The organism is Streptomyces sp. NBC_01210 (genome assembly GCF_036010325.1).
GTDB lineage: Bacteria > Actinomycetota > Actinomycetes > Streptomycetales > Streptomycetaceae > Streptomyces.
Window position 1 is genome coordinate 114,243 of the sequence record NZ_CP108549.1, and the last position, 25,644, is coordinate 139,886.

General features: G+C 66.2%; 17 protein-coding genes and 3 pseudogenes. 14 read left to right on the top strand and 6 right to left on the bottom strand.

Annotation, left to right across the window (positions count from 1 at the left end; genetic code table 11):
• Nucleotides 1-188 precede the first annotated feature (188 nt).
• The 8 genes and pseudogenes from OG735_RS00490 to OG735_RS41690 all read left to right on the top strand — a co-directional run bounded on the left by OG735_RS00490 (nucleotide 189) and on the right by OG735_RS41690 (nucleotide 8,112).
• Nucleotides 189-1,013, top strand: coding sequence for a hypothetical protein (locus tag OG735_RS00490; protein WP_327321149.1), 825 nt, complete (start codon nucleotides 189-191; stop codon nucleotides 1,011-1,013).
• A 67-nt stretch (nucleotides 1,014-1,080) separates the two neighbouring features.
• Complete coding sequence (locus tag OG735_RS00495; RefSeq protein ID WP_327321150.1) at nucleotides 1,081-2,286, top strand: RCC1 domain-containing protein; 1,206 nt, start codon at nucleotides 1,081-1,083, stop codon at nucleotides 2,284-2,286.
• Between the two features lie 722 nt (nucleotides 2,287-3,008).
• Nucleotides 3,009-4,088, top strand: a complete 1,080-nt coding sequence (locus tag OG735_RS00500; protein ID WP_327321151.1) for an ice-binding family protein — start codon at nucleotides 3,009-3,011, stop codon at nucleotides 4,086-4,088.
• A 436-nt stretch (nucleotides 4,089-4,524) separates the two neighbouring features.
• Nucleotides 4,525-5,180: pseudogene (locus tag OG735_RS00505) on the top strand (ice-binding family protein).
• On the top strand, nucleotides 5,177-5,425 hold the full coding sequence (locus OG735_RS00510) for a hypothetical protein (protein ID WP_327321152.1): 249 nt from the start codon (nucleotides 5,177-5,179) through the stop codon (nucleotides 5,423-5,425). Before OG735_RS00505 ends, OG735_RS00510 begins: the two are co-directional and overlap by 4 nt.
• Nucleotides 5,426-5,647: 222 nt before the next feature.
• A complete protein-coding gene (locus tag OG735_RS00515) occupies nucleotides 5,648-7,183 on the top strand; it encodes an ISL3 family transposase (protein ID WP_327321153.1) in 1,536 nt (511 codons plus the stop codon).
• 207 nt (nucleotides 7,184-7,390) lie between these two features.
• Complete coding sequence (locus tag OG735_RS41685) at nucleotides 7,391-7,663, top strand: hypothetical protein (protein WP_442812358.1); 273 nt, start codon at nucleotides 7,391-7,393, stop codon at nucleotides 7,661-7,663.
• Nucleotides 7,660-8,112: an IS5 family transposase gene (locus tag OG735_RS41690; protein ID WP_442812574.1), complete on the top strand. Its 453-nt coding sequence runs from the start codon at nucleotides 7,660-7,662 to the stop codon at nucleotides 8,110-8,112. The genes OG735_RS41685 and OG735_RS41690 overlap by 4 nt, the downstream gene beginning before the upstream one ends.
• A gap of 21 nt (nucleotides 8,113-8,133) precedes the next feature.
• Here OG735_RS41690 and OG735_RS00525 read toward each other — a convergent pair whose 3' ends face one another.
• Nucleotides 8,134-8,664, bottom strand: coding sequence for a GNAT family N-acetyltransferase (locus tag OG735_RS00525; protein WP_327321154.1), 531 nt, complete (start codon nucleotides 8,662-8,664; stop codon nucleotides 8,134-8,136).
• Nucleotides 8,665-9,026: 362 nt separating this feature from the next.
• Between OG735_RS00525 and OG735_RS00530 the strand changes: the two genes are divergently transcribed.
• Together OG735_RS00530 and OG735_RS00535 are read left to right on the top strand one after the other, a co-directional pair.
• A complete protein-coding gene (locus OG735_RS00530) occupies nucleotides 9,027-9,335 on the top strand; it encodes a hypothetical protein (protein ID WP_327328633.1) in 309 nt (102 codons plus the stop codon).
• Nucleotides 9,218-10,342, top strand: coding sequence for an IS110 family transposase (locus OG735_RS00535; protein WP_327321155.1), 1,125 nt, complete (start codon nucleotides 9,218-9,220; stop codon nucleotides 10,340-10,342). The genes OG735_RS00530 and OG735_RS00535 overlap by 118 nt, the downstream gene beginning before the upstream one ends.
• A 439-nt stretch (nucleotides 10,343-10,781) precedes the next feature.
• Here the strand turns inward: OG735_RS00535 and OG735_RS00540 are convergent, their stop codons facing one another.
• The gene (locus tag OG735_RS00540) at nucleotides 10,782-11,735 is read right to left on the bottom strand and encodes a transposase family protein (RefSeq protein ID WP_327321156.1); all 954 of its coding nucleotides are present in this window, start codon (nucleotides 11,733-11,735) and stop codon (nucleotides 10,782-10,784) included.
• 293 nt (nucleotides 11,736-12,028) lie between these two features.
• Between OG735_RS00540 and OG735_RS00545 the strand changes: the two genes are divergently transcribed.
• The 4 genes from OG735_RS00545 (at nucleotide 12,029) to OG735_RS00560 (ending at nucleotide 19,403) form a co-directional block, all read left to right on the top strand.
• Nucleotides 12,029-13,519: a Dyp-type peroxidase gene (locus OG735_RS00545; RefSeq protein ID WP_327321157.1), complete on the top strand. Its 1,491-nt coding sequence runs from the start codon at nucleotides 12,029-12,031 to the stop codon at nucleotides 13,517-13,519.
• A 16-nt stretch (nucleotides 13,520-13,535) separates the two neighbouring features.
• Nucleotides 13,536-15,647 (top strand): flavin monoamine oxidase family protein, encoded by a 2,112-nt coding sequence (locus OG735_RS00550; protein WP_327321158.1) that lies wholly within the window; start codon nucleotides 13,536-13,538, stop codon nucleotides 15,645-15,647.
• Complete coding sequence (locus OG735_RS00555; RefSeq protein ID WP_327321159.1) at nucleotides 15,644-17,488, top strand: alpha-keto acid decarboxylase family protein; 1,845 nt, start codon at nucleotides 15,644-15,646, stop codon at nucleotides 17,486-17,488. The genes OG735_RS00550 and OG735_RS00555 overlap by 4 nt, the downstream gene beginning before the upstream one ends.
• A gap of 1,441 nt (nucleotides 17,489-18,929) precedes the next feature.
• Nucleotides 18,930-19,403, top strand: a complete 474-nt coding sequence (locus OG735_RS00560; protein WP_327321160.1) for a hypothetical protein — start codon at nucleotides 18,930-18,932, stop codon at nucleotides 19,401-19,403.
• A gap of 171 nt (nucleotides 19,404-19,574) precedes the next feature.
• Here the strand turns inward: OG735_RS00560 and OG735_RS41695 are convergent, their stop codons facing one another.
• The 4 genes and pseudogenes from OG735_RS41695 to OG735_RS00580 all read right to left on the bottom strand — a co-directional run bounded on the left by OG735_RS41695 (nucleotide 19,575) and on the right by OG735_RS00580 (nucleotide 25,417).
• Nucleotides 19,575-20,051 carry an RICIN domain-containing protein gene (locus OG735_RS41695; RefSeq protein ID WP_442812575.1) on the bottom strand — a complete coding sequence of 159 codons (477 nt, stop codon included), beginning with the start codon at nucleotides 20,049-20,051 and terminating at the stop codon, nucleotides 19,575-19,577.
• 317 nt (nucleotides 20,052-20,368) lie between these two features.
• A pseudogene (locus OG735_RS00570) lies at nucleotides 20,369-20,606 on the bottom strand (transposase); the annotation flags it as partial.
• Nucleotides 20,607-20,825: 219 nt separating this feature from the next.
• Nucleotides 20,826-22,377 (bottom strand): annotated as a pseudogene (locus OG735_RS00575) (ISL3 family transposase).
• Between the two features lie 100 nt (nucleotides 22,378-22,477).
• On the bottom strand, nucleotides 22,478-25,417 hold the full coding sequence (locus OG735_RS00580; protein WP_327321162.1) for an alkaline phosphatase family protein: 2,940 nt from the start codon (nucleotides 25,415-25,417) through the stop codon (nucleotides 22,478-22,480).
• Nucleotides 25,418-25,644 lie beyond the last annotated feature (227 nt).

A 25,644-nucleotide genomic window follows, 5' to 3' on the forward strand; every position in this document is an offset into this window, starting at 1 on the left:
GCCATGGGGCACGCGGGCTGTCGCTGTGGTCGGCGGCACCGTCAGGCCCTCCCTCGACAGCCCCCGGGGCTGTCCAGCCGCGGTGGCATCGGCCTGCGGTGAGCCGAGGTGACCGGGCCGACGGCTCGCTTTCGCCGACACGTCATCCCGATCTCCCGTGCATCACAGGCAGCTGTATGAGGAGAGCGATGACGGATACGCCCCGGCTCCGTGGCCCGAGCGCCCCGTCGGCGTCCCGCCGGGCGTGGCTGCGCGGTGCGCTGCTGGGCGGCGCGGCGCTCGCGGTCGCCGCGCCTCCGGTCGGTGCGGCCCTGTTGCGCAGGGCCGCGGTGCCGGCACCGTTCCGTCCGACGTTTCCGCGCAGCGGGCTGGTGACCAACGAGTACGCCCACTGGAACCCAGACGGGGTGGGCGCGCGCCTGTCTGACGTCTGGGACATGACCAGCGGCTCCGTCTTCGCCGACGACGGAGCCGCCTGGTCCGGGGTCCCGGACAGTCGAACCCCGAACGCCAACTGCACAAACGGCAACAATTCTTGTGTGTTTCGGCTGGCCAGCCAGCGGCACGACTTCGAGAACACCGTCGTCACCCTGCAGATGCGGCTCGACGCGCTGGTCACGACGCCCCGTACCCCCGCACTCGCCTGGGACGGGTTGCACATCTGGCTGCGCTATCACGACGAGACGGAACTCTATGCGGTCAGCGTCGCACGCCGTGACGGGGTCTGCGTCATCAAGCGCAAGAATCCCCCCGGAAATGAGAACGGCGGTACGTACTACGAAATCGGCTCGACCGCCCGGAACGTCTTCCCTTACAACACCTGGGTGGATGTCAGGACCAGTATCGCCACGCAGTCCAACCATACGGTCCGGCTCACCCTCGATGTCGGCGGGCGGCGAGTGCTGGACGTCGTGGACACGAAGCCCATGAATCTCCTTCTCGCCGGCGGCGTCGGAGTCCGGGGGGACAACGCCGATTTCCAGTTCAGGAACCTCGTCGCGATCTCGTCCTAACCACTGGCCTGATCACCAGGCTGCGCCGGTCACATCGGGCCCCACCCCCGTCCAGAAGGAGAAGCGCATGAAGATCCCGGTTTTCGTACCGCCGCGGAGGGCCGGAACACCGGCTCCCCCAATCCTGTTGGCCCTGCTGTTCGCGCTGGTGGCGTCGGTACTTGCCACGCCGCTGGCGTTCGGCGGTGTCCGCGCCCCCCGTGCGGCGGTCCCGTTGAGCGGTGTCACGGCGATCGCCGCCGGGGACAGCCACACCCTGGCGCTGATGAAGGACGGCACCGTCAAGGCGTGGGGTATGAACACCGTCGGCCAGATCGGTGACGGCACCAACACCGAGCGGCTCAGCCCCGTCACGGTCCCCGGGCTGACCGGGGTGCGGGCCATCTCCGCCCATGGCCACCACAGCATGGCACTGCTGTCCGACGGCACCGTCCGGGCCTGGGGCTGGAACGCGTTCGGGCAGCTCTGTGACGGCACCACCACCGACCGGAACCGCCCGACCGAGCCCGTGGACCTTGACGGCGTGAGGATGATCGCGACCGACGAAGGGCACACCATCGCCCTGATGTCCGACGGCAGCGTCAAGGCGTGCGGCTGGAACGCGTACGGGCAGATCGGTGACGGCACCACCACCGACCGGCACACCCCCGTCACGATTCCCGGGCTGCGCGACCCACGGGAGATTGCCGTCGGCCATGCGCACAGCGAACTCGTGGAGCCGGACAAGACTGTCGTGGCCTGGGGAAACAACTACGATGGCCGTCTCGGTGACGGCACTGTCATCCACCGGCACAGGCCCGTCAAGGTCCTCGGGCTGACCCGCGTGCGGTACTTGGCGTCCCACAAAGCACACAGCCTGGCCGTGCGGAACAACGGAACCGTCTGGTCCTGGGGCTGGAACTTCTACGGTCAGCTCGGTGACGGCACCACCACCGACCGGCACGCCCCGGTTCTGGTGCCCACACTGACGGACGTGCGGGACGTCTCGGTCGGCCTGGCCCACAGTCTGGCCCTGCAACAAGGCGGCAGGGTCAGGACCTGGGGCTGGAACTACTTCGGTCAGCTCGGTGACGGCACCACCACCGACCACCTCCTCCCGGTGACCGTTGTCGGGCTGTCCCAGGTGAAGGCGGTCCAGGGCGGGGACAACCACTCCGTGGCGCTGATCTCCGACGGCACCGTCCGGACCTGGGGCCGCAACGACAACGGCCAGCTCGGTGACGGCACCACCACCGACCGGTACCGCCCCATCAAAGTGCTCCAGTCCTCGTAGCGCCTGGCCCTGGGCCAGCGCCCGCCCCCACCAGCGCGCTCGGACCGCCTCCCGTGTGCGCTGCGCCGCGGGCCAGCGTGGACATTCGTGGCGTCAACGCTCCCGGCGGGAATCACCTACCGAAGCCCTCGTAGTACGGCTACGAGGGCTTCGGCCATTTTGGCGAGCGCGTGTGCCGGTCGTCCCGACCGGGCAGACGCCGCTGCCGTTCAACTAGATGAGAGAACAACGCCTGGACCTTCGCCGCCACCAAACCGCGGCGGTCCAGCCAGGCCGGCTGGCGGCCGGTGTTGGTGGCTCCCAGGTGAAGGACGGACTGAACCGTCCACTGCCGTCGGCCATCCAGTCCGCCAGACCCTCGACGGCTTCATCGTCGAAACCGGACTGATCCTCACGCCGCCCTGACCATCACCCCGAAGAGCAAGCCTCAGTTGCTGCAGTGCGGGGCGGGGAGTAGACGCGGTCGCCAGCCACGCGCCCAGTGGTCGTGACTGCCCCTGAACTCCACCGCGCCCCAGGAGGGCGTTCGGAGTGGAATCGCTCCAGGTGTCCGGCTGTTGATGGCACGGCACGGACTCCTTCCGCGATCCCGCCCGGCCAATCAGGTCCGTCTCTCCCGTGCTTGATGTTTGCGCACGTCTTGAGGCTATATGCCCGTCTTTGTGTGGGACTGTGACTGTCGAAAGTCTCGCTTGACATTGACCAAGACGGAAGAAGCATCCATGGTGACCACTGGCCTCACAGGCCCCTTCCGCAGGATTGCCGCCCGATTCCGGCTGGCCCCGGCCCTGACCTTGTGTGCGACCACTGCCCTGATCGGTGTAGCCGCGCCGGCGAGCGCGAGCGCAGCCGCGCCGGCGAGCGCGAGCGTGAGAGCGGCCACGCCGCCGGTATCGCTGGCCACCGCCGGAAACTTCGCGGTTCTCGCCGCGTCGACGGTCACGAACACCGGTCCCACCACGGTCAACGGCGACCTCGGACTGAGCCCGGGCACATCGGTCACCGGCTTTCCTCCCGGGCAGGTGAACGGGACCCAGCACGTGGCCGACGCTGTCGCACTGCAGGCCAAGAACGACCTGACCGCCGCGTACAACGACGCGGAGGGGCGCCCGGCCACGGCCACCGTCCCGGTGGAACTCGGCGGAACCACCAAGACCCCCGGCGTGTACCAAACTTCCGCCGGCACGCTCGGAATCACCGGAAAGCTGACCCTCGACGCTCAGGGCGACCCGAACGCCGTCTTCATCTTCAAGGCCGCATCCACCCTCACCACAGCGTCCGGAAGCAGCGTGAACCTCGTGAACGGCGCGCGGGCATGCAACGTCTTCTGGCAGGTCGGAAGCTCCGCGACGCTCGGAACCAACTCCACCCTCCGGGGAAACGTCCTGGCCCTCGCCTCGATCACCGTCACGACCGGGGTGACAGTGGACGGCCGGACACTGGCCCGCAACGCCGCGGTCACGCTGGACAGTGACACGATCACCCGCCCGAACTGCGACCAAGCGCCTGTCACCACCACAACCACCACCAGCCTGACCTCTTCGGCCAACCCCGCGCCGGTGAGTCAGACGGTCACTTTCACCGCCGCAGTGAAGGCCGGTTCCGGTACGGCCATCCCCAATGGCCTCGTGGTGTTCATGGACAGGTCACAGCTCATCGCCGTAGTCCCCCTCGACAGCACCGGGCACGCAGTCTTCACCACCAACCTGGCCGTCGGCCTTCACCTGATCCAGGCCGCCTACCTGGGTGCGGAGGGGTTCGCCGACAGCACCTCACCTACGATCTACCAGCTCATCCAATAGAGCTGAGCCACCGTCGGCCTCCGCGCACCGATGCTGTGCGCGGAGGCAGGCCGGCGGTCGGACGGGTGGCCATGGAGTACGTGCCGGGGGTCCGCCCGGCGAGGCAGCCCAGGGCACCGAACAAGAACCCCGGCGTCGCCCGTCGGCGGCCGGATCCAGGCGTCCCGGACGTCCAAGGTCCGGTGCCACGACGGCTGGTGAGCCCCGTGAACAACCCTCCAGGCATGAAGCTCAATGACGACAAGAAGGGGCCGCTCCTGTGACAGTGGATGCCATCCTGTCCACGACCGGGGACAGAGGGCATAGACGCACTCGACTCAAGAGAATCCTCGTCCTGCTCCCCGGATTGGCCTGGCTGGTGGCGGCCGTTCTGGGCCCGAGCCCCTCGTACGCCGCAGAAGCACCCGTAGCGCTGGGGACCGCTACCAGTTACGCGGTGCTGGCCGGTTCAACGATCACCAGTACGGGCGCCAGCGTCATCAACGGCGACCTGGGGCTGAGCCCCGGCACTTCGGTGACCGGCTTTCCGCCCGGACACGTCAACGGGGTGCAGCATGTCGCCGACGCCGCCGCCGTCCAAGCGAAGTCCGACCTGAGCACCGCCTACAACGACGCGGCCGGCCGGACACCCACCACCAACCTCACCTCACCGGGCAATATCGGCGGAACGACGCTGCGCCCGGCGTCCACAAGGCCGCGTCGTCACTGAATATCACCGGCACCGTCACGCTCGACGCCCAGGGCGACCCCAACGCCGTCTTCGTCTTCCAGATCGGCTCGACCCTGATCACGGCGCCGGGGAGCCATGTCAGCCTCGCAGGCGGAGCACAGGCTTGTAGCGTCTTCTGGCAGGTGGGCAGCTCCGCCACCATCGACACCACTTCCGTCTTCAAAGGCAACGTCCTGGCCCTGACGGCCATCACGGTGAACACCAACGCGGTGATCGAGGGCAGGGTCCTGGCGCAGAATGCCGCGGTCACGCTGGACACCAACACCATCACGACGGCGAACTGCACCGGTCCGCAACTGTCGATCACGACACCGGCAGCGGGGCACCCGACGGAACGATCACCGGGCAACTGGGACCGGTGACGGTCGACGCCAGCGGTGTCGACTCCTGGACGGCCACCGTCTCCGTGACCAGCTGCACCACGGGTGGCGGCTCACCTGCCGAGACCATCCCGAAGAGCCGTCTCGCCTACTGGTCGGGACCGGCCACAGCGAAGACCGGCACCGGTACCGCCACCCCGGGGCAGGGCACACCGGCGCAAGCACAGAGCCTGAGCACCCCCGCACGGCGTTCAGCCTGCAGCCAGGTACCGCAGTCACCTCTGTGACCTGGACGCCGACCCTGATCGTCTCGGTGCCCGCCCTCGCCGTGGCAGGCAGCTACACCGCAACTGTGACGCACTCCGTCGCATAGTGCTGATCCCCGCAAGAAGGAGCCCCCCATCGTGCCGAGAGCACGCCAGGCCCACCCGCCGGGGACTGTCCAATATCAACGGCCCTGTCTCGCTTTCGGTGGTGACGGAGCGTCGTGATGGGTCGTTGTCACTCGCGTGAAGGATGTCAACGAGCTCGTGCAGACGGTCTTTTCGGGCCTGTCCCCGCTGGTCATCGAGGATGTGGTCGACGAAGGTGAGCGGATCGTGGTGCGGGCACGGACTCCCCGGGACACTGCGGTCTGCCCGGTGTGCGGGGCCCCGTCGGAACGCGTGCACGGCTATCACTGGCGGACAGTCGCGGACGTGCCGGTCGATGAACGACGGGTGGTGGTCCGTGTGCGGGTGCGGCGTCTGGTGTGTCCCACGCGCGGCTGCCGCCACACCTTCCGCGAACAGGTGCCCGGCGTCCTGGACCGGTACCAGCGGCGTACGACCCGCCTGACCGGGCAAGTCAAGGCCGTGGTCAAGGAGTTAGCGGGCCGGGCCGGGGCACGTCTGCTGGCGATATTGGCGGTGAGCCTGTGGCGTCACACGGCCCTGCGCGCCCTGCTGCGGATCCCGTTGCCCACCGGGCGGGTGCCCCGTGTGATCGGCGTCGACGACTTCGCACTGCGCCGGCGGCACCGCTATGCCACCGTGATCATCGATGCCGAGACTCATGAGCGGATCGACGTGCTGCCCGGCCGCACGGCCGACACCCCGGAGGCGTGGCTGCGCGAGCATCCGGGCATCGAGATCGTGTGCCGTGACGGCTCGGCGACCTATGCTGAGGCGATCCGGCGCGCCCTGCCTGACGCGGTGCAGGTCGCGGACCGGTGGCATGTGTGGCACAACCTGTGCGAAGCCGCGCTGAGCGAGGTCAAGGCGCACAGCGCCTGTTGGGCCACCGTGCTGGACGCACCCATCTACGACGGGCCCCGCGCCCAAACCACCCTGGAACGCTGGCACCAGGTCCACGGCCTGCTCGACCAGGGCGTCGGCTTGCTCGAATGCGCCCGCCGTCTCCAACTGGCCCTGAACACCGTCAAACGCTACGCCCGCGCCGATCGGCCCGAGCGCTTGCTCCGCGTCCCCAAGTACCGCGCCAGCCTCGTCGACCCCTACCGCGAGCACCTGCGCAAACGCCGAGCCGATGACCCCGGCGTCCCTGTCAAGCACCTCTTCGAAGAGATCAAAGCCCTCGGCTTCACGGGCTGCCTGAACCTCCTGCACAAGTACATCAACCAGGGCCGCGCGGACGCCGACCGCAGCCATATCTCCCCGCGCAGGCTCGCCCGGATGCTGCTGACCAGGCCCGACAACCTCAAGGCCGAGCAACACGAGCTCCTGGCCAAGCTCACCACCGCCTGCCCTGAGATGACCCAACTTGCCACCGATATCAGGGACTTCGCCCCGCTCCTTACGCCGCACGCCGACAACGCCGACGCGCTCACGCGCTGGATCGCCCAAGTCCGAGCAGCCGACCTGCCCCATCTACATGCCTTCACCCGGGGCCTGGACCGGGACATCGACGCCGTGATCGCCGGGCTCACGCTTCCGTACAGCAACGGCCCCACCGAGGGCGTCAACACCAGGACCAAACGGATCGCACGCCAGATGCACGGACGAGCAGGCTTCACCCTGCTTCGGCACCGCATCCTCCTCGGATAGCAGCACGCTCCGTCACCACCGAAAGCGAGACAGGGCCAAAAAAATGACAGTCCCTCATAGCGATCGGCAACCAACTGGCCTGCGCACTCTGCAGCCCTGTCAGCACACCACTGTCAGCGGAGGACCCCACGCCAACCAGCGAAAACACCGGCTATACCACTGACACATCAGTGACGAAAACCCACTGCAGGAACGCCGTGGCGGGACGTGCCCGAGCGGTACGGGCCGTGGGACCGGGTCTACGACCTGTTCCGGCGCTGGCAACGGGACGGCACCTGGAAGCGCATCTTCACCGCGCTGCAGTCCCAGGCGGACGCGAAGGAGCTGATCACCTGGGATGTCAGCGTCGACTCGACGGTGTGCCGTGCCCATCAGCACGCCGCCGGGGCGGTTAAAAGGGGGATCTCCAGAGGGAGCCGCCCGGGGGCATCGAGACCGAGCCGGACGACCACGGCCTCGGGCGCTCACGGGGCGGGCTGACCACCAAGGTCCATCTCGCGGTCGAGCAGGGGCAAAAGCCCATGTCGATCGTCATCACGGCCGGGCAGCGCGGGGATTCCCCACAGTTCGAGCCGGTCCTGGAGCGGATCCGAGTGCCCCGGCAGGGGCTGGGGCGTCCACGCAAACGGCCCGACAAGGTGCGCGCCGACAAGGCATACGGATCCCGGAAGAACCGCTCCTACCTGCGCCGACGCGGGATCCGCTGCACGATCCCGGAGAAAAAGGACCAGATCCACAACCGCAAGAAGCTCGGCTCCCGCGGCGGTCGGCCACCGAGCTTCGACAAGACCGACTACCGCGAGCGCCACGCGGTCGAGTGCGGCATCAATCGCCTCAAACGCCACCGTTCTGTGGCCACCCGATATGACAAACTCGCGGTCCGCTACGAAGCGACTGTGCTGGTCGCGGGCACCAACGAGTGGCTGTAACCAGCACGGCTGCACCACTGCCTACAGAGTGATCCAGTAGCGGCGCTTGATGCCCGCGTCGGTGGTGCGGACATCCTCCAAGACGCCACCGTTGCGCTCGATGCTGCGCGCCGATCCGACATTGTCGTCGTCGCAGGTGACGAGGACCCGCCCCAGACCGAACGCACGGGCCTCGAGTAGAACCGCCCCGACGGCCCACGTGGCCAAGCCGCGTCTCCGGGCGGAGGGCCGGATGCTATAGCCGATGTGCCCGCCGACATCGAGCAGAAAGGCGTTCAGATAGTGCCGCAGATCGATGGCTCCCAGATAGCTGTCGCCCTCGACGATCCACCAGTGGGTGGCGTGGACGCGCTCTTCTCCCACGGCAACTGACCTGTCCGACTGCTGCTGCAGTTGCTCAACCCACGCCGAGAAAACCTCGGGGGTGTCGAGGCCGGCTTCAGGTGCGAGACGCAAGCCGGTCCCGTCCTGATGGGCACCTGGAGACCACTCGTCACGCGCCGCGAGCCATGAGGACTGGAGCCGACCTGTGGGTGTGATCAGTTCAGGCATGCGGGCGACGATAACACTCGTTCGTCCCCTGTGATCAGGCATTTTGCGCTGGTCCGGGCCCACGACTGCTCGCGCATCACACCCGCATGACGCGTGATCATCCACAACCAAGATCTACTTTCACAACAGTCCACCATGTCCCTGACGGGACGCCTCGCCGGCGTGAAAATCGGTAGTGCGGCTGACCGCCGACGCCGGTAGTGCCTTGGGAGATCGATCCCGCGAAACAGTCTGGTGCCGGAGCTGGCCTGAGGGACCACGCACTGTTGCCACGAGCACGCCGTTCAGAATCCCGACCGTCCCTTCCGCTCCCGGTCAGCCGCACCCGTGGCCATCTGAGCGAGGAACGAGGTGGGAAACGCGTGGCGGATACGGAAGTGACCGACCAGGGTGCGGAGTTGGTGGATCGCGTCGCCGCGATCGACATCGCCAAGGCATCGGGCATGGTGTGTATGCGTCTGCCCCATCCCAGCCGTGCGGGTCGACGCACTCAGGAAGTGTGGAACGTCCCTGCGAGCACGATTGGCATCCTCGAACTGGGCGACCGCCTGGTGTGCCAGGGCGTCACCCGGGTCGTAATGGAAGCCACCGGCGCGCGTACTGGAAGCCGTTCTTCTTCCTCCTGGAAGCCCGCGGGCTGGAGTGCTGGCTGGTCAATGCGCGAGAGGTGAAGAACGTTCCGGGCCGGCCGAAGACCGACAAGCTCGATGCCGTCTGGCTCGCCAAGCTGACCGAACGCGGCATGCTCAGAGCCTCGTTCGTGCCGCCCAAGCCGGTCCGGCAACTGCGGGACCTCACCCGCATGCGAACCGTGCTGATCCGCGAGCGGAGCCGGCACAAGCAGCGCGTCGAGAAGATCCTCGAAGACGCCCAGATCAAACTGTCCTCGGTGGCCACCGACATCTTCGGCGTCTCCGGCCGCTCGATGATCGAGGCTCTGATCGCCGGTGAACGAGACCCACGGGTGCTTGCCGACATGGCCCGTGGCTGCATGGTGGTCAAGAAGGCGGCCCTGACTGAGGCCCTCACCGGCCAGTTCGAGGACCACCATGCGTTCTTGTGCCGGACTTTGCTGGACAGCATCGATTTCCTCAGCGGCCAGATCGACGCACTGACCGTGCGGACCACCCAGGCCCTCGAGGAGCTGCCGTGCCCTGATCCGAGCGGTGGCAGCCAGCCCGGTGCCGGGCCGAACCTGGTGGCGAAGCTGGTCACCATCCCGGGCGTCGGGGTCCGTACCGCCCAGATGCTGCTGGCCGAGCTCGGCCCGGACATGACCGTCTTTCCCACCGCCGACCATCTCGTCTCGTGGGCGAAGTTCGCGCCACGGACCGTGCAGTGCGGAGGAAGAAACACATCCGGCCCCACCGGCAAGGGAAACCCGTGGATCAAGGGCGCCATCGGCGAGGCCGCGCTGTCCGCCTCCCGCTCCAACACCTTCCTCGGCGCCCGCTACAAACGCATCGTCAAGCGCCGCGGCCGCAAGAGAGCCCTGGTCGCCGTCGGTCATTCACTCCTGGTCGTCGTCTGGCACCTGCTCAACGAACCCGAGACCCCGTACACAGACCTCGGCTCCAACTACCACCAGCACCTCGTCGATCCCACCCGGCGGACCCGCGACCTGGTCCGCCAGCTCAAGGCCCTCGGCCACGACGTCACCCTCGCCCCCGCAGCCTGACCAGCCAACTCCCCAAAGCTCAGGCCAACGAACGCTTCAGCATGCCCTTGACCTGGGGGATTTTCCGTTCAGGCCCTAGAGGCCCTCGACTTGTTTGACAGTCTGGGTGCGCCAACCGTGCGCACGCTCTGGGGCTAACCAACGGGGATGCCGAACAGGCAGGTATTCGAACAGTTCCAATACCCGACTCCACCATTAGGCCGCTCCAGGGCCGACACGCCCGAAGTCCTCGACCAGGAAAAGGGCCTGGGCCCTGGCCGAGACGCTCACCCAGGCCGGCGAGCGCATCGCCTCCGGCGAGAAGATCACCGGACCGGCCGCCGACCGCTACCGCGCGGCAGCCGCCGAGTTGTCCCACCACTACGTCGGGACCTAGCTCGGTAACGACCTCGTGCGTGATTAGCGTGAGGCCGTGTCGGGCTCGTGGCCGGTGTTGTGATCACGTCTTTGCGGTGTGCAGTGCGAGTGCCTTGGTGTGTTGGGTTGCTTGTTGGTCGGTCAGGAGGCCGGCTGCTGCGCGGATGGTGTCGGGGAGGTTGTCCCGGCGGGTGTGGTGTCGGGCGAGGGCTCGCCAGTTCTTGAGGTGGGCGATGCCGTGTTCAACGGGGATGCGTGCTGAGGAGTGGGCGAAGAGGGCGGCTTCGTGGTGGGCCATGAGCCATTGCAGATGTTCGAGGTGTTTGCCGCGGCGTTTTCGTGGTGGTGTGACGACCTGGCCGTAGGTCTGTGCTGCGAGTCCCTGGTAGCCGGCATCGGCGAGGATCTGCAGGTCGATGGTGTCGGCGAGGAGGTCGACCAGGCCGGCATCGCGGGCTTGGGTGATGTCGGCAACCGATCCGGCCCGCACCTCGCCGCAGAACAGTAACTGTCCGCGTTCATCGGTGAGGACGAGGGCTTTCATTGCGTTGATGCGGCTCTTGCCGGAGATGAAGCGGCTGCGTCCGCCGCGATGTGCGGAGGGCCTGCGGACCCGGATCTCGGTGGCGTCCATCAATGCGGTCTGCCCGGTGGCACCGAGATGAGCGATGACGTCAGCGAGCGTTCGCAGCCGCAGTCCGCCCTCGATGCGGCAGCCGCGGTCGGCGAGCAAAGGTCTGATCTCGCCGATCGCGCGTGTAATCGTGGAGCGGTCGACACCGAACCAGCAGGCAAGGATGTCGTGGGTGACAGCGTGCCGAAGGTGGACCAAGGTGGCCAGGAGCCGGTCGACGAAGACCAGCTTGTACTTCGCACCAGCGCCCACAGCTCGACGACGCGGACGGTCAGCCAGCTCGGCATCTCTTCGGGCCTGCCACACCGGCCCCAACTCGGCCACCAGATCGGCGATCACGGCCGCCGAAAGTCCAGTGACGCGACGCTCCGACATGATCAACTCGCGTGCTTCAACCCCCACCACAGATAGCCCAACGACCCAGCTCAGCCGTCGTCACCGCTAATCACGCACGAGGTCGTAAGAGCGACCCACGACATCTCTACCTCGCGCCCGCCCGTGTGCACCTGCGCGGGGACGCTCCGCCCGACGGCGCCGGGTGACCCTGCCGAGGGGCTGACCTCCGTTTGACAGGGCTCATGGCCACGGCGAACCTACTTTAGGTAGCCAATTCGTTACTTTTCGTGATCGATGGCGGCCGAGTCATCCGTATACGAATCTGCTGCCGCCCGCCATCCCACGCGAGGAGCCCCACCATGACCATGACCTCCATCCGACCGACGGCCGTCCCGTCCGTCGAGCAGTTGCCCCAGCCGGAGCTGCGCGGGTCCACCGACATCCAGGGCAACATCCTGGCCGCGTTCAACAAGGACTTCACCGACTTCCGCTACCTGCACTTCCCGGACGCCGCCAGGGGCCGGGGCTGGCTCTCCGCGATCCTCAACACCGTCGCGACGACCAACGAGACGGAGGACTTCAACGAGCAGTTCTCGCTGGCCCGTCGGGCCTTCGGCCGCGACCCGTCGATCACCGCTGTCCGCTGCGGGGTCTCCCTCACCTTCGAGGGCCTCCTGACGGTCGCCAACAAGCCCGATCAGATCAAGAAGGACCTCAGCACCTTCTCGTCGTTCTGCTCGGGCGCGGCCGCGCGGGCCAAGGATCTCGGGGACACCGGCGAGAGCGACCCCAAGACCTGGTTGTTCGGGGCCGGGACCGGCGACAAGGTCGTGCATGCGGTCCTCATCGTCGCCGCAGACACCGAGGAGCTGCTGAAGGAGAAGCTGAAGAACCTCGACACGGTCGAGCAGACCCACCAGATCACGCGCGTCCATGTGGACGAGGGCCGCACCCTGACGGGCGATCTGAAGGGTCACGAGCACTTCGGCTACAAGGACGGCATCTCCCAGCCCGGCGTCAAGGACTTCCACCGCGAGGACGCCAGCCGCAAGGGCTTCCGCGACAACCACGCCGGGACCGAGCTGATCGAACCCGGCGAGTTCGTCCTCGGCCACAAGAGCGAACAGGGCGACCGGAAGGCGCCCGAGTGGATGAAGAACGGCTCCCTCCAGGTGGTGCGCCGCCTTCGCCAGGACGTCGCCGGCTGGAACAAGGCCGTCGTGGACGGCGTCAAGAACTTCACCGGGACCATGGACGCCACCCGGCTCGGCGCCTGTCTGGTCGGCCGGGCCAAGGACGGCACACCGCTCGCCCCGCCGTGCAGCGCCGTGACCGGCCTCGGCTCCGACCGCAACGACTTCGACTACGAGAACGACCCCATCGGCCAGCACACCGCCTGGATCGCCCACATCCGCCGCACCCACCCGCGCGCCTTCGCCGGCATCGTCGACAACAAGCCGAAGAGCCACCGCCTGATGCGCCGCGGCATCCCGTACGGCCCGGAGTTCAAGGGAGGCCCGGACGACGGCAAGGACCGCGGGCTGATGTTCGTCTGTTACGGCACCTCACTGGAGGAGCAGTTCGAACTGGTCCAGCAGCACTGGTCCAACTCCGACACGTTCCCCCCTGGGGAAAGCCAGCCCGACCAGGTGGTCGCCAACGGCTTCGACAAGGTCACCGGCCTCGCCGGCAAGGCCTCGATCGAGCTCGCGGACGGCACCTCCGGCACGGTCGACATGAAACGCTTCGTCCACACCACGGGCGCGCTCTACGCCTTCACCCCCTCGATCGGCACGCTGCGGCTGCTCGCCGAGGGCAAGGACCTCCCGAACAAGTCCGTCGGCTCCTGAGCGGCGAGGAGAAGCCATGAGCGAGAACCCCACCGTCGAGGGCAAGGCCAACGACCGCGCCCGCTGGCGGACCTGCCGGCAGCTGTCCCGCGAGCTGCTGCTGGTGGGTCCGGACGACAAGGACCTGAAACTGCGCTACCTCGACGTCCTGATCAAGGAGGGCATCCCGAAGACCGACCAGCCCAAGGACGTGCTGATCGTCGGCGCCGGGATCGCCGGTCTGGTCGCCGGGAAGCTGCTCAAGGACGCCGGGCACAACGTCACCATCCTGGAGGCCAACGCCAACCGGGTCGGTGGGCGGATCAAGACCTTCCGCTCCACCAGCGATGAGCAGGGCGGCCCGTTCTACGACCCGGAGCATTACGGGGAGGCCGGGGCGATGCGGCTGCCCAGCTTCCACCCGCTCACCCTGGCCCTGGTCGACAGCCTCGGCCTGCAGCGGCGACTGTTCTACAACGTCGACGTCGATCCCGACACCGGCAACCAGAACGCGCCCGTCCCGCCGGTGGTCTACGAGTCCTTCGAGGACGGCAAGGTCTGGAAGTACGGCGAGGACAGCCCGGACTTCCGCGAGCCGGTCAAGCGCTTCAACAGCTGGATCCGCACCAACCGGATCCAAGCCCGCCGCAGCGAGTACGCCGCCGACCCGAGCAGCGTCAACGAGGGCTTCCACCTCACCGGCGACGAGGTGCGGATCACCGCCGCCGAGATGGTCAACCAGGCACTGGAGCCGGTCCGCGACTACTACTCGTACATCGAGAACGGCAAGCGGGTGCGAAAGCCGTTCGCCGAGTGGCTGGACGGCTGGGCCCGGGTGATCCGCGACTTCGACGGCTACTCGATGGGCCGCTTCCTGCGCGAGTACGCGGGCTTCAGCGACGAGGCCATCGAGGCGTTCGGCACGATCGAGAACATGACCTCGCGGCTGCACCTGTCCTTCTTCCACACATTCCTGGGCCGCAGCGACATCAACCCGGACGCCACCTACTGGGAGATCGAGGGCGGCAGCTGGCGGCTGCCCTACAGCCTCGCCGAGGAGCTCCAGGACGAGCTCGAAATGGGCGAGCGGATGATCCGGATGGAGTACTGGGACCCGCGCCGCGACGGCGGGGCCGGCCAGGACGTCGGACCGAACGGGCCGCAGGTCGCCGTCCACACCGTGCCCGAGGACGACCCGGAAGCCGAACCCGCCGTCTGGAAGGGCGACTTCGCGATCGTCACCGTCCCGTTCTCCGCCCTGCGGTTCGTCCAGGTCGCACCCCCGCTCTCGTACAAGAAGCGCCGGGCGATCATCGAGACGCACTACGACCAGGCCACCAAGGTACTGCTGGAGTTCTCCCGCCGCTGGTGGGAGTTCACCGAGGCGGACTGGAAGGACGAGCTCGACTCCATCGAGCCCGGCCTGTACGAGTACTACCAGCGGGCGGGCGAGGATGACGCCGAGGCGGCCGTGGCCGCCGCCCACAACGGCCACCGGCCCCCGCGCAACCTGCCGAAGGTGCTGCTCGGCGCGCACCGGAGCGTGGACTCCAGCCGGATCAGCCAGGCCCAGCTGGAGGCCTACCGGCACACCCCGCTGCGCCGGGCGAGCGTGCGCCCCGCCACCAACTGCTTCGGCGGCGGCTCGACCACCGACAACCCGAACCGCTTCATGTACTACCCCTCGCACCCGGTGCCCGACAGCGACGGCGGCGGCGTGGTGCTGGCCAGCTACAGCTGGTCGGACGACGCGGTGCGCTGGGACTCGATGGCCGACGCCGAGCGGTACGTGTACGCGCTGCGCAACCTCCAGTCGGTGCACGGCCGGCGGATCGAGGTGTTCTACACCGGCTACGGCCAGACCCAGAGCTGGCTGCGCGATCCGTACGCCTTCGGCGAGGCGGCCGTGTACACCCCGCACCAGATGACCAGCTTCCACCTCGACGTGGTCAAGCCGGAGGGCCCGGTGCACTTCGCCGGCGAGCACGTCTCGCTCAAACACGCCTGGATCGAAGGCGCGGTGGAGACCGCCGTCCGCGCGGCGATCGCCGTGCACGAGGCGCCACCGCCACCGCACATCATCGAACCGGAGATCCGGCCCGCGGAACGGGCCGCCCAGGAGCGCACGCAGGAGGCGATGAGCAGATGAGCGGCAACGGCGAATGGACGGTGGGCCGCTACCTGGCCACCAGACTGGAGCAGCTGGGCATCCGGTACCTGTTCGGGGTGCCGGGCGACCACCTCGGCCCGTTCCTGACGATCATGCACGCCACCACCGGAGTGCGTTGGGTCGGCACCCCGACCGAGATCGGCGGCGGCTACGCCGCCGACGCCTACGCCCGGGTGCGGGCCGCCGACGCCGACCTCGCCAACGGCGAGCAGGGCGTCGCCGCCGTCGCGGTCACCTACGGCGTGGGCGCGTTCAGCCTGCTCAACCCGATCGGCGGCGCGTACGTCGAGTACGTGCCGGTCATCGCGATCAACGCGGCGCCGTCGTACGAGCAGTGGCTCAACTACCAGGCGGTCGGTCTGCTCACCTCGCACATGAGCCAGCGCCGGGAGAGCAACCTGGAGGTCTACCGGCAGGTCACGGTGGACGCGCAGGTGATCTCCAACCCCGGGCTCGCGCCCTCGCAGATCGACAGCGCGATCATCGCCGGCCTGACCGAGCGCAGGCCGGTCTACCTGGAGGTGATGGACGACCTCTGGAACGCCCCGTGCGCCGCGCCGCAGGGCGAACTCCGGCGCCAGGAACGGCCGTTCACCAAGAAGAACGAGGAGATGCTCGCCAAGGCGGTGGAGGCCTCGGTGAAGCTGGTCGAACGGCTCGGCACGCCGGTGCTGTGGGCGGGTGAGGAGATCGAGCGCAACCGGCTGGAGCAGGAGCTGGTCTCGCTGGTGCAGCTGACCGGCATCCCGTTCTGCACCACCGTCGGCGCGAAGTCCGTGGTCTCCGAGAACACCCCGGGCTTCATGGGCGTCTACAACGGCAAGGCGAGCCTGCCGGAGGTGCGCAAGGCCTTCAAGGCCGCCGGGTGCCGGATCGGCCTGGGCACCTGGTCGACGTCGAAGAACCTCGGCGGCGAGAAGTCGATCGGCGACGACTGGATCGTGGCCGCCCGCGAGGGCGTGAGCGTCGGCGCGCAGTACTTCCCGGACGTCCAGCTAGCGCGGTTCGTCCCGGCGCTGCGGGACGCGCTGGGTGCCGCGTTCGGCAAGCGGGCGTTCGAGACCGACCTCTTCGCACTGGCACACGCCAAGGACCGGCAGGTCCCGACGAGCACGAGCGCCTTCCTCACCGGCCTAAGCGGCACGGACTACCCCGAAGAGCTCACGTACGACGGGTTCTTCCAGCACATGAACGCCTTCCTGCTGAGCCAGGCCCAGGGCAGCGGCCCGGAGGCAACCTCGCCATTCACGGTGGTCTCAGACGCGGCGTTCGCACTGCTGGGCTCGATGAACCTGCAGATGGTGGAGCGGGCGAGCTTCGTGGCGCAGAACAGCTGGCTGGCCATCGGCTACTCGGTCGGCGCGGCCACCGGGGTGGCGCTGGCCCGCCAGCAGCCGCTCAAGCGGCCGCTGGTGTTCGTCGGGGACGGCTCGTTCCAGGAGATCTGCCAGGAGCTGTCCACACACGTGCGCCACCACCTGCGCCCGGTGGTCTTCGTCCTGGACAACGAGGGCTTCTACGGCATCGAACAGATGCTGATCAGCCCCTGCTATTACAAGCAGAAGCCGTCCGACGGGGCCGACTTCTACAACGTGCTGCACCCGTGGCAGTACGAGAAGCTGGCGGAGGTCTTCGGCTCAGAGAAGGACCGGATGCACGGGCGGGAGCTCACCACCCACACCGACCTGAAGTCACTGCTGCTCGACATCGCCGATCCGGGCAACGACATCAACCACGCCCCGATCCTGGCCCGGGTCCGGCTCAGCCGGCACGACTACCCGCGGGCACTCCAGTACAAGATCGACGAGACGTGCAAGTAACCGCCGCACGGCGCACCGGCCCCGGTCCTCGGGTCGGGGCCGGTGCGCCGTGCGCCCGTGCTCAGTTGGGTACTGGTGAGCTCGTGTATTCAACTGTGTTCTCTGTGGGGTCCACCCAGCTGGTGACCCCTTGAGGTCGCCCGAGCGAAGCGATCCAGGCGCCGCTGGCCTCGAACACAAGATGAGTCGTGCAACTGCTGCAGAGCCACCTCGACACGCCACCTCATACGCGCGGCAGGCGTTCACGGCCAGCTCAAGGACCGTGCCCCGGACAGCCCGCTCTTCCCCCTCATCACAGTCCAGGACGGCAAACAACTCCGCCTCACCGCAACAGGAATCCGCTACAACCTGAAGCCCACACCGTAGAAGACGACACGGGCTGCCCCCGCCCCCAACTGTCGGCACCCAGCCCCCGCCACCACAGCCCTGACCAGCGACAACACACCCCATGCCGTACCGACCAGCAACCAACTGACCCGCATCATCACCAAAAACGTCAGCACCGGATCAGCATCCATGACAGCAGCCAAGTCACCCACGACAACCCGCTGAACAGCAGAGAGTCCGACACCCACCCACTGACATCACAACGCCGAACCACCACCGACAAAAACCCGCAGATCATCAGGAAGGCCAGCCAGGCCAGTGTCGAGCATGATGCGGTCGACCGTGGCCTCCGCCGGCGGCTGGACCGTCCGTACGCTCCCGCTCGTGGTGACAGAAACAGCCGCAGGGATGAACTGAAGGGCGACGGTTTCTTCTGAGCCACCAGCGGCGTTGCCCACATGCGCGATCTCGCCCTCAGCCCAGCCTGATCACAGAGCCGCGAGAGCGATTCGACGTGCGCAGTCGATCATGCGAATGCCCTGTGTCCGAGTCACATAAGCACGGAGCGCAAGACGGAACGGCCAGCCGAAAATGGTCCGGTTCCGGTCGTTTTCCGGGTTTTAGGCTACTGCCTCGTGCTTGTCGCGGGAGGGTTGCCTCCAAACTCGCCATGGAGGTACTTATGAGGATTCGCCCAGTGCTCATTGCGATTACGACCGCTGCGCTGATGCCGCTCAGCTCTGCACCTACGTTCGGTGCTACATTCTCCTCCGGCTCAGCGACCAGTCAGGGTTCAAAGTCCGCAACCGATCATTCGGATGTGGGCCCAACCACTATCCGGGAGTGCACCGGGACGGAAAGGAGCACTCGAACAAAGCTATGCGGAAATCACCCTGTCCCGGGTGGAGCGAGGCTCAGGTTCGGGGGGATCCCGGAGTTTCTAGGTGATTGTACTACGTCTTTCACCGTATTCAAAAAGGGCGATTATTCGAAGAAGTACGCACTGACCGCAGGGCATTGCGCAGATCAGAGGCGACCGTCAGTATTTAGCGTTCCAGACTATTTCGGCACTGTTGGAGATGTTAACTACACCAATGATCAAGACTCTGCCCTCGTGACGCCCGCACCAGGAATCCGTCTGGACAACACTATCTTCACCGGCGACCGCGAAAGCTCTACAAAAACATCTCTAGTCAAAGGTACGGCAACACCGGGCAATAAAGACTACGTATGCGTGAGCGGCTCCTTCACTGCCGAAGTCTGCAAAGTGAAGGTCGTCACAAGCAAGCCTCGCTGCTTTACATTCCGGCTCAGAACAACAGGCGAAAAGGTCAGGAGGTGTGGTCTCATGATGGCGCAAAAGGCTGAGCATCGAGTTTCCTATCCAGGAGACAGTGGAGGACCTGTTTACCAGCACACCAAGAACGGCCTCATTCGTGCGGTCGGAACTATCGTTGGCGGTTATGAATCCCGCGCCAATACCCCGTTCCCCGAGCACGACATCGTGTACTACCGGCCCATTGAAGACGTTCTGAGGCATCAAAATGCGGAGCTGCAGATCTGCGGCCCAGCGGATATCTGCGACTAAAGGAGCGCTCGGCTAACTCTCGACACCTAGAATGGGAGGGGGTAAGGGCGTCTGGCCCCCGCCCCCTCCCGCTCCGTCTCTCGAGCTCTGCTGCGTCTGTTCCCTCAAGAGTAAAATAAGCTTCTGGAGTTGTCGGGCGGGCAGTCGTCGAGATTTCGCCCGGAATTACCCTTACGCACGCTTCCAGTAATGATCACGCCACGTACCGCACGGCCACTGAATCACCCTTGCGCCATCTTCTTTGCTGCCGGCCTCCACGGCCAGGCATTTATTACTGTTTCGGTTTACGGCTCGATACTTGTTGGTGCCGACCGCCTCGAATCGCCAGTAATGATCAAACCAGTCACCGCAAGGCCACTGAATGACCTGCACGCCATCCTCGACACTTCCGCCTGGGACTCCAAGGCACTTATTCGTCTTCTTGTTTACCACCTTGTAGTACTGAACGTCACTAGTGAAAGCTTCCTCAAGCTTCCACTGATGGTCTTCCCAACCCCCGCATCCCCACTGGATTAGCCCCACCCCGTCCTGCGTGCTCCCGCCAGGAATCGCCAGGCACTTATTGGTTCCAGCGTTCTTGAGATAACTGAACGTCGGAGAGGCTGTTGCACTTCCTGTGAGTGCTGTGTTCACTACGACGGCGGCCATTGCAGCCGACAGTACGATCACTCTTCTCCACTCTTTCACGAATTTCTCCCGTTCGGTCCGTCGAGTATGAATGATGTTGCGGCTGCCCCAAAGGTGAATCTCATTGCATGAGAACTCACCGATCCGAGTGCATGCAGTGCTTGTTGCGAAAGAGGCCGAAAAGGTTGGGAATATGTCCGACTAGCCCCTCTTGCTTGCCAGCCCGGTCAGTGGAACCAGGGCCCTGCGCACGTCGAATCGCTAAAGGTGATCTCGCGGCTCTGTGATCAGGCTGGGCTGAGGGCGAGACCGCGCATGTGGGCAACGCCGCTGGTGGCTCAGAAGAAATCGTCGCCCTTCAGGCAGCAGTCCCGCAGGATCTTCCAGTTCTTCATGCGTGCGAGGGCGTGCTCCCCTCGCACGGACCCACCGGTGGGAGGTCTTGTGTTGTTCTTTCCAGTCGGGCAGCCGGTCCTGACCGGCTTTACGCCGGTGGGGCATGCGGGCTTCGGTGCCCTGGTAGGCGCCATCGGCAAGCGCGGTTGCGCTGCCGCAGGCATCCTTGATGCCTGCCTCGTGCCGGGTAGCGAACCCGGACAAGGGAAAACGCGCCCCGACTCCACCTGGTCAAGGGTCGGCCTGGCCCTCGGTGCACCCGGGCCGGACGGTGCCCACCGGGTGCGGCGCCGTACACGAAGTGCGGTGCCATCTCGCTGGCCGGCGCCGGTCGGCGGGTGGACGGGGTCTGTCCAATAAACGGCCCTGTCTCACATTCGGTGGTGGCAGAGGGTGACGCTATCCGCGAAGGATGCGGTGGCGGAGGAGCGGGAAGCCTGCCCGGCCGTACATCTTCCGCGCGATCAGCTTGGTCTTGGTGTTGACGCCCTCGGTGGGTCCGTTGCTGTGCGGGAGGGTGAGAGCGGCGATCACAGCGTCACGGTCTCGCTCCAGCCCTCGGGTGAAGGCGTGCAGGTGCGGCAGATCGGCCGCGCGGACCTGGGCGATCCAGAGCTCGAGCGTGTCGGCATTTCCTGGGTGCGGCTTCAGGAGCTGGGCGAAGGTCCGGATGTGGGCGGCCAGTTGGGTCACTTCGGGGCAGGCGGCGGTGAGCCGGGCGAGGAGGCCGTGATGCTCGGCCTTGAGGTTGTCGGGCCTGGTGAGCAGCATCCGGGCGAGCCCGCTCGCGGAGATGTGGCTGCGGTCGGCGTCCGCGCGGCCTTGGTTGATGTACTTGTGAAGCCGGTTGATGCAGCCCGTGAACCCGAGGGCTTTGATCTCTTCGAAGAGGTGCAGGACGGGGACGGCGGGGTCTTCGGCCCGGCGTTTTCGCAGGTGCTCGCGGTAGGGATCGACAAGGCTGGCCCGGTACTTGGGGACGCGGAGCATCCGCTCGGGTCGGTCGGCGCGGGCGTAGCGCTTGACGGTGTTCAGGGCCAGTTGCAGGCGGCGGGCACATTCGAGCAGTCCCACGCCCGCCTCGAGGAGGTCGTGGACCTGGTGCCAGCGCTCCAGGGTGGTCTGCGCGCGGGGCCCGTCGTACAGGGGTGCGTCCAGCGCGGTGGCCCAGCAGCCGCTGTGCGCCTTGACCTCGCTCAGGGCGCCTTCGCACAGGTTGTGCCACAAATGCCAGCGATCAGCGATCTGTGTTGCCTTGGGCAGGGCGCGGCGGATGGCCTCGGCGTAGGTGACCGAGCCGTTCGCGGCACACGATCTCGACGCCCGGATGGCTCCGCAGCCACGATTCCAGGGTGTCGGCCGTACGGTCGGGCAGTACGTCGATCCGCTCATGGGTCTCGGCGTCGATCACCACGGTGGCATAGCGGTGCCGTCGGCGCAGAGCGAAATCGTCGACGCTGATCACGCGAGGCACCCGCCCGACGGTCAACGGGATGCGCATCAGGGCGCGCAGGGCAGTGTGACGCGACAAGCCCACCGCGAGTATCGCAAGCAAACGTGCCCCCGCCCGGCCTGCCAACTCTTTGACCACGGCCTTGACTTGCCTGGTCAGACGGGCTGTGCGTCGCTGGTATCGCTCCAGCACGCCAGGCACCTGCTCGCGGAAGGTGTGGCGGCAGCCGCGCGTGGGACATACCAGGTGCCGCACCCGCACACGGACCACCACCCGCCGCCCGCCCACCGGTACGTCGGCCACGGTCCGCAGGTGAAAGCCGTGACGATCGGACGGCGCCCCGCAACCCGGACACGGCACCGGTTCCTCCGGCGTCCGTGCCCGCACCAGAATCCGCTCGGCCTCGCCGGTCACATTCTCGATGGCCAGCGGCGACAGACCCGAAAACACCACATGTACAAGCTCGTTGACATCACACACGCCATGCCAACGCCCCATCACAACCCTCCGCCACCACCGAATGTAAGACAGGGCCGTTTATTGGACAGACCCAGCTGGACGGGCCGCCGGGAAATCCGGCGGCCCGTCAGGAGGATGATTAGGGCGTCGCGATCTGGACTTGGTCGACGGTCCAGAAGGCGCTGTTGGTACCGGTGTATCGGAATTCGACCTTGACGTTGGTGGTGCCGGCGGGAAGGGCCAGCGGAATCTTCTCGACCGCATTGGTGTCCTGTGTGTAATTCTTGACCAGGACCGGAGTGTTGCCGTTGTAGGAGACGTAGACCTTGCCGGTCTGCGGTCCGTCGATGGCGTAGTGGGAGGCGAAGGACAATATTGCGGTACTGCCGCTTACGGGGAACGCGGGCGACTTCAGGGTGGAGTTGAACTGTCCGCTGCCGTGGGACTTGTCGTCCCATTCGTCGGAGTCGGCGACGGCAAAGACGTTCCGCGCCCGCACGTTGGTCTCGCGCCCCTGAGAGAGCTGGGCGTTGGTCCAGAACTCGTCGGTGGCGAAAGACCAGCCCCGCCATTCCGTCGCACCACCAGTCGGCATCGCCGAATTATCGATGGACCATCCGCTCGGTGCGGTGGTGGTCCAGCCCTTCACTGATGACGGGATGCCCTCGTCAACCGCGGAGTTCAGCGAGGGGCGCAGCGAGTCGAACGGGTCGGCGTTCGAAGGGGCGATTATGTCCGAGATGGGCTTTCCGTCCAGGTTCCACGCTGAATTGATGGTGACGCCCATATGCCGCAGGACCGTCGGCGCGATATCGACGTGCTTGATGTCATGACGGACGGTGTTCGCAGGCAGACCACCGCCCTTGGCTATGACGAACGAGTCCCGCTCCCCGGGGGAGTTGCCGCCGTGGCCGCCCGTCTGGAGCACGTGCCCGTGGTCGGAGGTGGCAATGATCAACCAGTCCTCGACACCATAGGTGTCACGCGCCTCGACGGCGTCCATCATCTGCCCGATCAAAGAATCGATGTGCTCCAGCGCCGCCTCGTACTCGGGCGTCCCGGGTCCGTGGCCCTCATGACCCACCTCGTCGAGCTCGTTGAAGTGGACGAACGCAGAGTCGGGGTTGCCGTGCTGCAAGTAGCCTGCGGCGTTGTCGGCGGTCTCGTCGTCGCCGTCCCCAACCCTTAGGTCCACGACGCTCTCGGCCCCGAAGATGTTCTCGTCGAAGAGCGGAGCCCAGTTGCCGAGAACGAGCGTGGACACGTTTGGGTTGTTCGATTCCAGCCGGGTGAGGTAGTCCGGATACTGCGCGTAGTTCTTCTGCCCGAACGCAGTATTGCTGGTGACCATGTGCTTGTCGGGCCACACGCCATGACCGATGGTCGACCAGCCCGGACCGGAAGAAGTATCCGCCATCGGCTGGGCGTAGAGGTTGGCCTGCGAGGTCAAACCACCCGCCTGGATGCTGTCCAGGTTCGGCATGTCGGCACCGGCCAGCGCACTGTATGCGGCACCGTCGATACCAATGACCAAAGACTTGTGAGTGGTCGCGATCTGGACTTGGTCGACGGTCCAGAAGGCGCTGTTGGTACCGGTGTATCGGAACTCTACCTTGACGTTGGTGGTGCCGGCGGGAAGGGCCAGCGGAATCTTCTCGACCGCGTTGGTGTCCTGTGTGTAATCCTTGACCAGGACCGGAGTGTTGTCGTTGTAGGAGACGTAGACCTTGCCGGTCTGCGGTCCGTCGATGGCGTAGTGGGAGGCGAAGGACAATATTGCGGTACTGCCGCTTACGGGGAACGCGGGCGACTTCAGGGTGGAGTTGAACTGTCCGCTGCTGTGGGACTTGTCGTCCCATTCGTCGGAGTCGGCGACGGCAAAGACGTTCCGCGCCCGCACATTGGTCTCGCGCCCCTGATAGAGCTGGGCGTTGGTCCAGAACTCGTCGGTGGCGAAAGACCAGCCCCGCCATTCCGTCGCACCACCAGTCGGCATCGCCGAATTATCGATGGACCATCCGCTCGGTGCGGTGGTGGTCCAGCCCTTCACTGATGACGGGATGCCCTCGTCAACCGCGGAGTTCAGCGAGGGGCGCAGCGAGTCGAACGCGTCAGGGGTGATGTTCGAGATGGGCTTCCCGTCCAGGTTCCAGGCCGAATTGATGGTGACGCCGGCGTGCTTCAGGACGGTGGCCGCGATGTCGGTGATCCGCACGTCATGACGGGTCGAGCCCCCGGTCAGGCCGGTGCCCTTAGCAATGACGAAGGTCTGACGCTCCACTGGGGAGTTGTAACCGTGACCTTGATAATCCGTGGGAGGCCAGGGACTGTCGACGCCGAGTCGGTCTGGGACGTCCCGGTGACCGTGATCGGTGGTGAACATGATCAGCCAGTCCTCGTTGGCGTAGGACGGTCTCGCGGTGACCGCGTTCAGCAGCGTTCCGATGTGGGTGTCGACGTCCTCCAGGGCGTCGAGGTACTTCTGGCTGGCACCGCCGTACGAGTGCCCGGCGCCGTCCACCTCGTCCAATTGCACGAAAGTGGAGTCCGGATTCCCGTTTGTCAGGTAGTCGGCCGCCGTGGCTGCGGTCGCCGCGTCGTCACCCTTGTCGACCCGCAGGTCAACAGCCGACCCGAACACCTGTGTCGTGATGTCGCCCCACGTGCCGACCACGAGTGTCGAGGCTTCCGGCTTCTGGCTTTCCAGTCGCGTCAGATAGTCCGGATAAGTCGAGAACTGGTTGGTATCCCAGCTCTGTCCCATGACCTTGTGCTTGTCGGGCCAGACGCCGTGGCCGATAGTCGACCAGCCAGCCCAGGACAGGGTGTCAGCCATCGGCAGCCCTTGGAGGTTACTCGGCGCCGTCATACCAGCGGACCGAAACGCGTCAAGGTTGGGCATTACGGCATCGCCGAGCTTGTCGAATCTGGCGCCGTCGATACCGATGACGAGTGTTTTCTTCGTCAGTGTGCCGTTGGGCAAGCCGTTGTGAGCGGCGGCAGACGCAGGAGTGGAGGCGATCATCGGGACCGTGGCGGCGGCGACGATCGCCGTCAGTGTGCAGCGCAGAAAGCGCATGAGTTCTCCCCAGAGCGATGGAGGTGTGGGCAGTAAAGCTCGACGCTCGACCGGAACAGCAGGCTCGATGGGAAATCAGGATCGGGGAGAGCCTGGCCCCTGCCCATCGCACAATCAAGCATCGGGGCTCGCCTTTTCACCGCGCCCCCATTCGATAGGGCTATGACCACCATAGTCAAAACGAATGCCCATCCCAATGCCATCATCATGTCCCGTAATACACGGAA

Bases quoted from the DNA above. Each gene is read 5' to 3' on its own strand.
- OG735_RS00550 (WP_327321158.1), top strand. From the start codon at position 13,536: ATGAGCGAGAACCCCACCGTCGAGGGCAAGGCCAACGACCGCGCCCGC.
- OG735_RS00500 (WP_327321151.1), top strand. From the start codon at position 3,009: ATGGTGACCACTGGCCTCACAGGCCCCTTCCGCAGGATTGCCGCCCGA.
- OG735_RS00490 (WP_327321149.1), top strand. From the start codon at position 189: ATGACGGATACGCCCCGGCTCCGTGGCCCGAGCGCCCCGTCGGCGTCC.
- OG735_RS00580 (WP_327321162.1), bottom strand. From the start codon at position 25,417: ATGCGCTTTCTGCGCTGCACACTGACGGCGATCGTCGCCGCCGCCACG.
- OG735_RS00495 (WP_327321150.1), top strand. From the start codon at position 1,081: ATGAAGATCCCGGTTTTCGTACCGCCGCGGAGGGCCGGAACACCGGCT.
- OG735_RS00545 (WP_327321157.1), top strand. From the start codon at position 12,029: ATGACCATGACCTCCATCCGACCGACGGCCGTCCCGTCCGTCGAGCAG.
- OG735_RS00555 (WP_327321159.1), top strand. From the start codon at position 15,644: ATGAGCGGCAACGGCGAATGGACGGTGGGCCGCTACCTGGCCACCAGA.
- OG735_RS41695 (WP_442812575.1), bottom strand. From the start codon at position 20,051: ATGGCCGCCGTCGTAGTGAACACAGCACTCACAGGAAGTGCAACAGCC.
- OG735_RS00525 (WP_327321154.1), bottom strand. From the start codon at position 8,664: ATGCCTGAACTGATCACACCCACAGGTCGGCTCCAGTCCTCATGGCTC.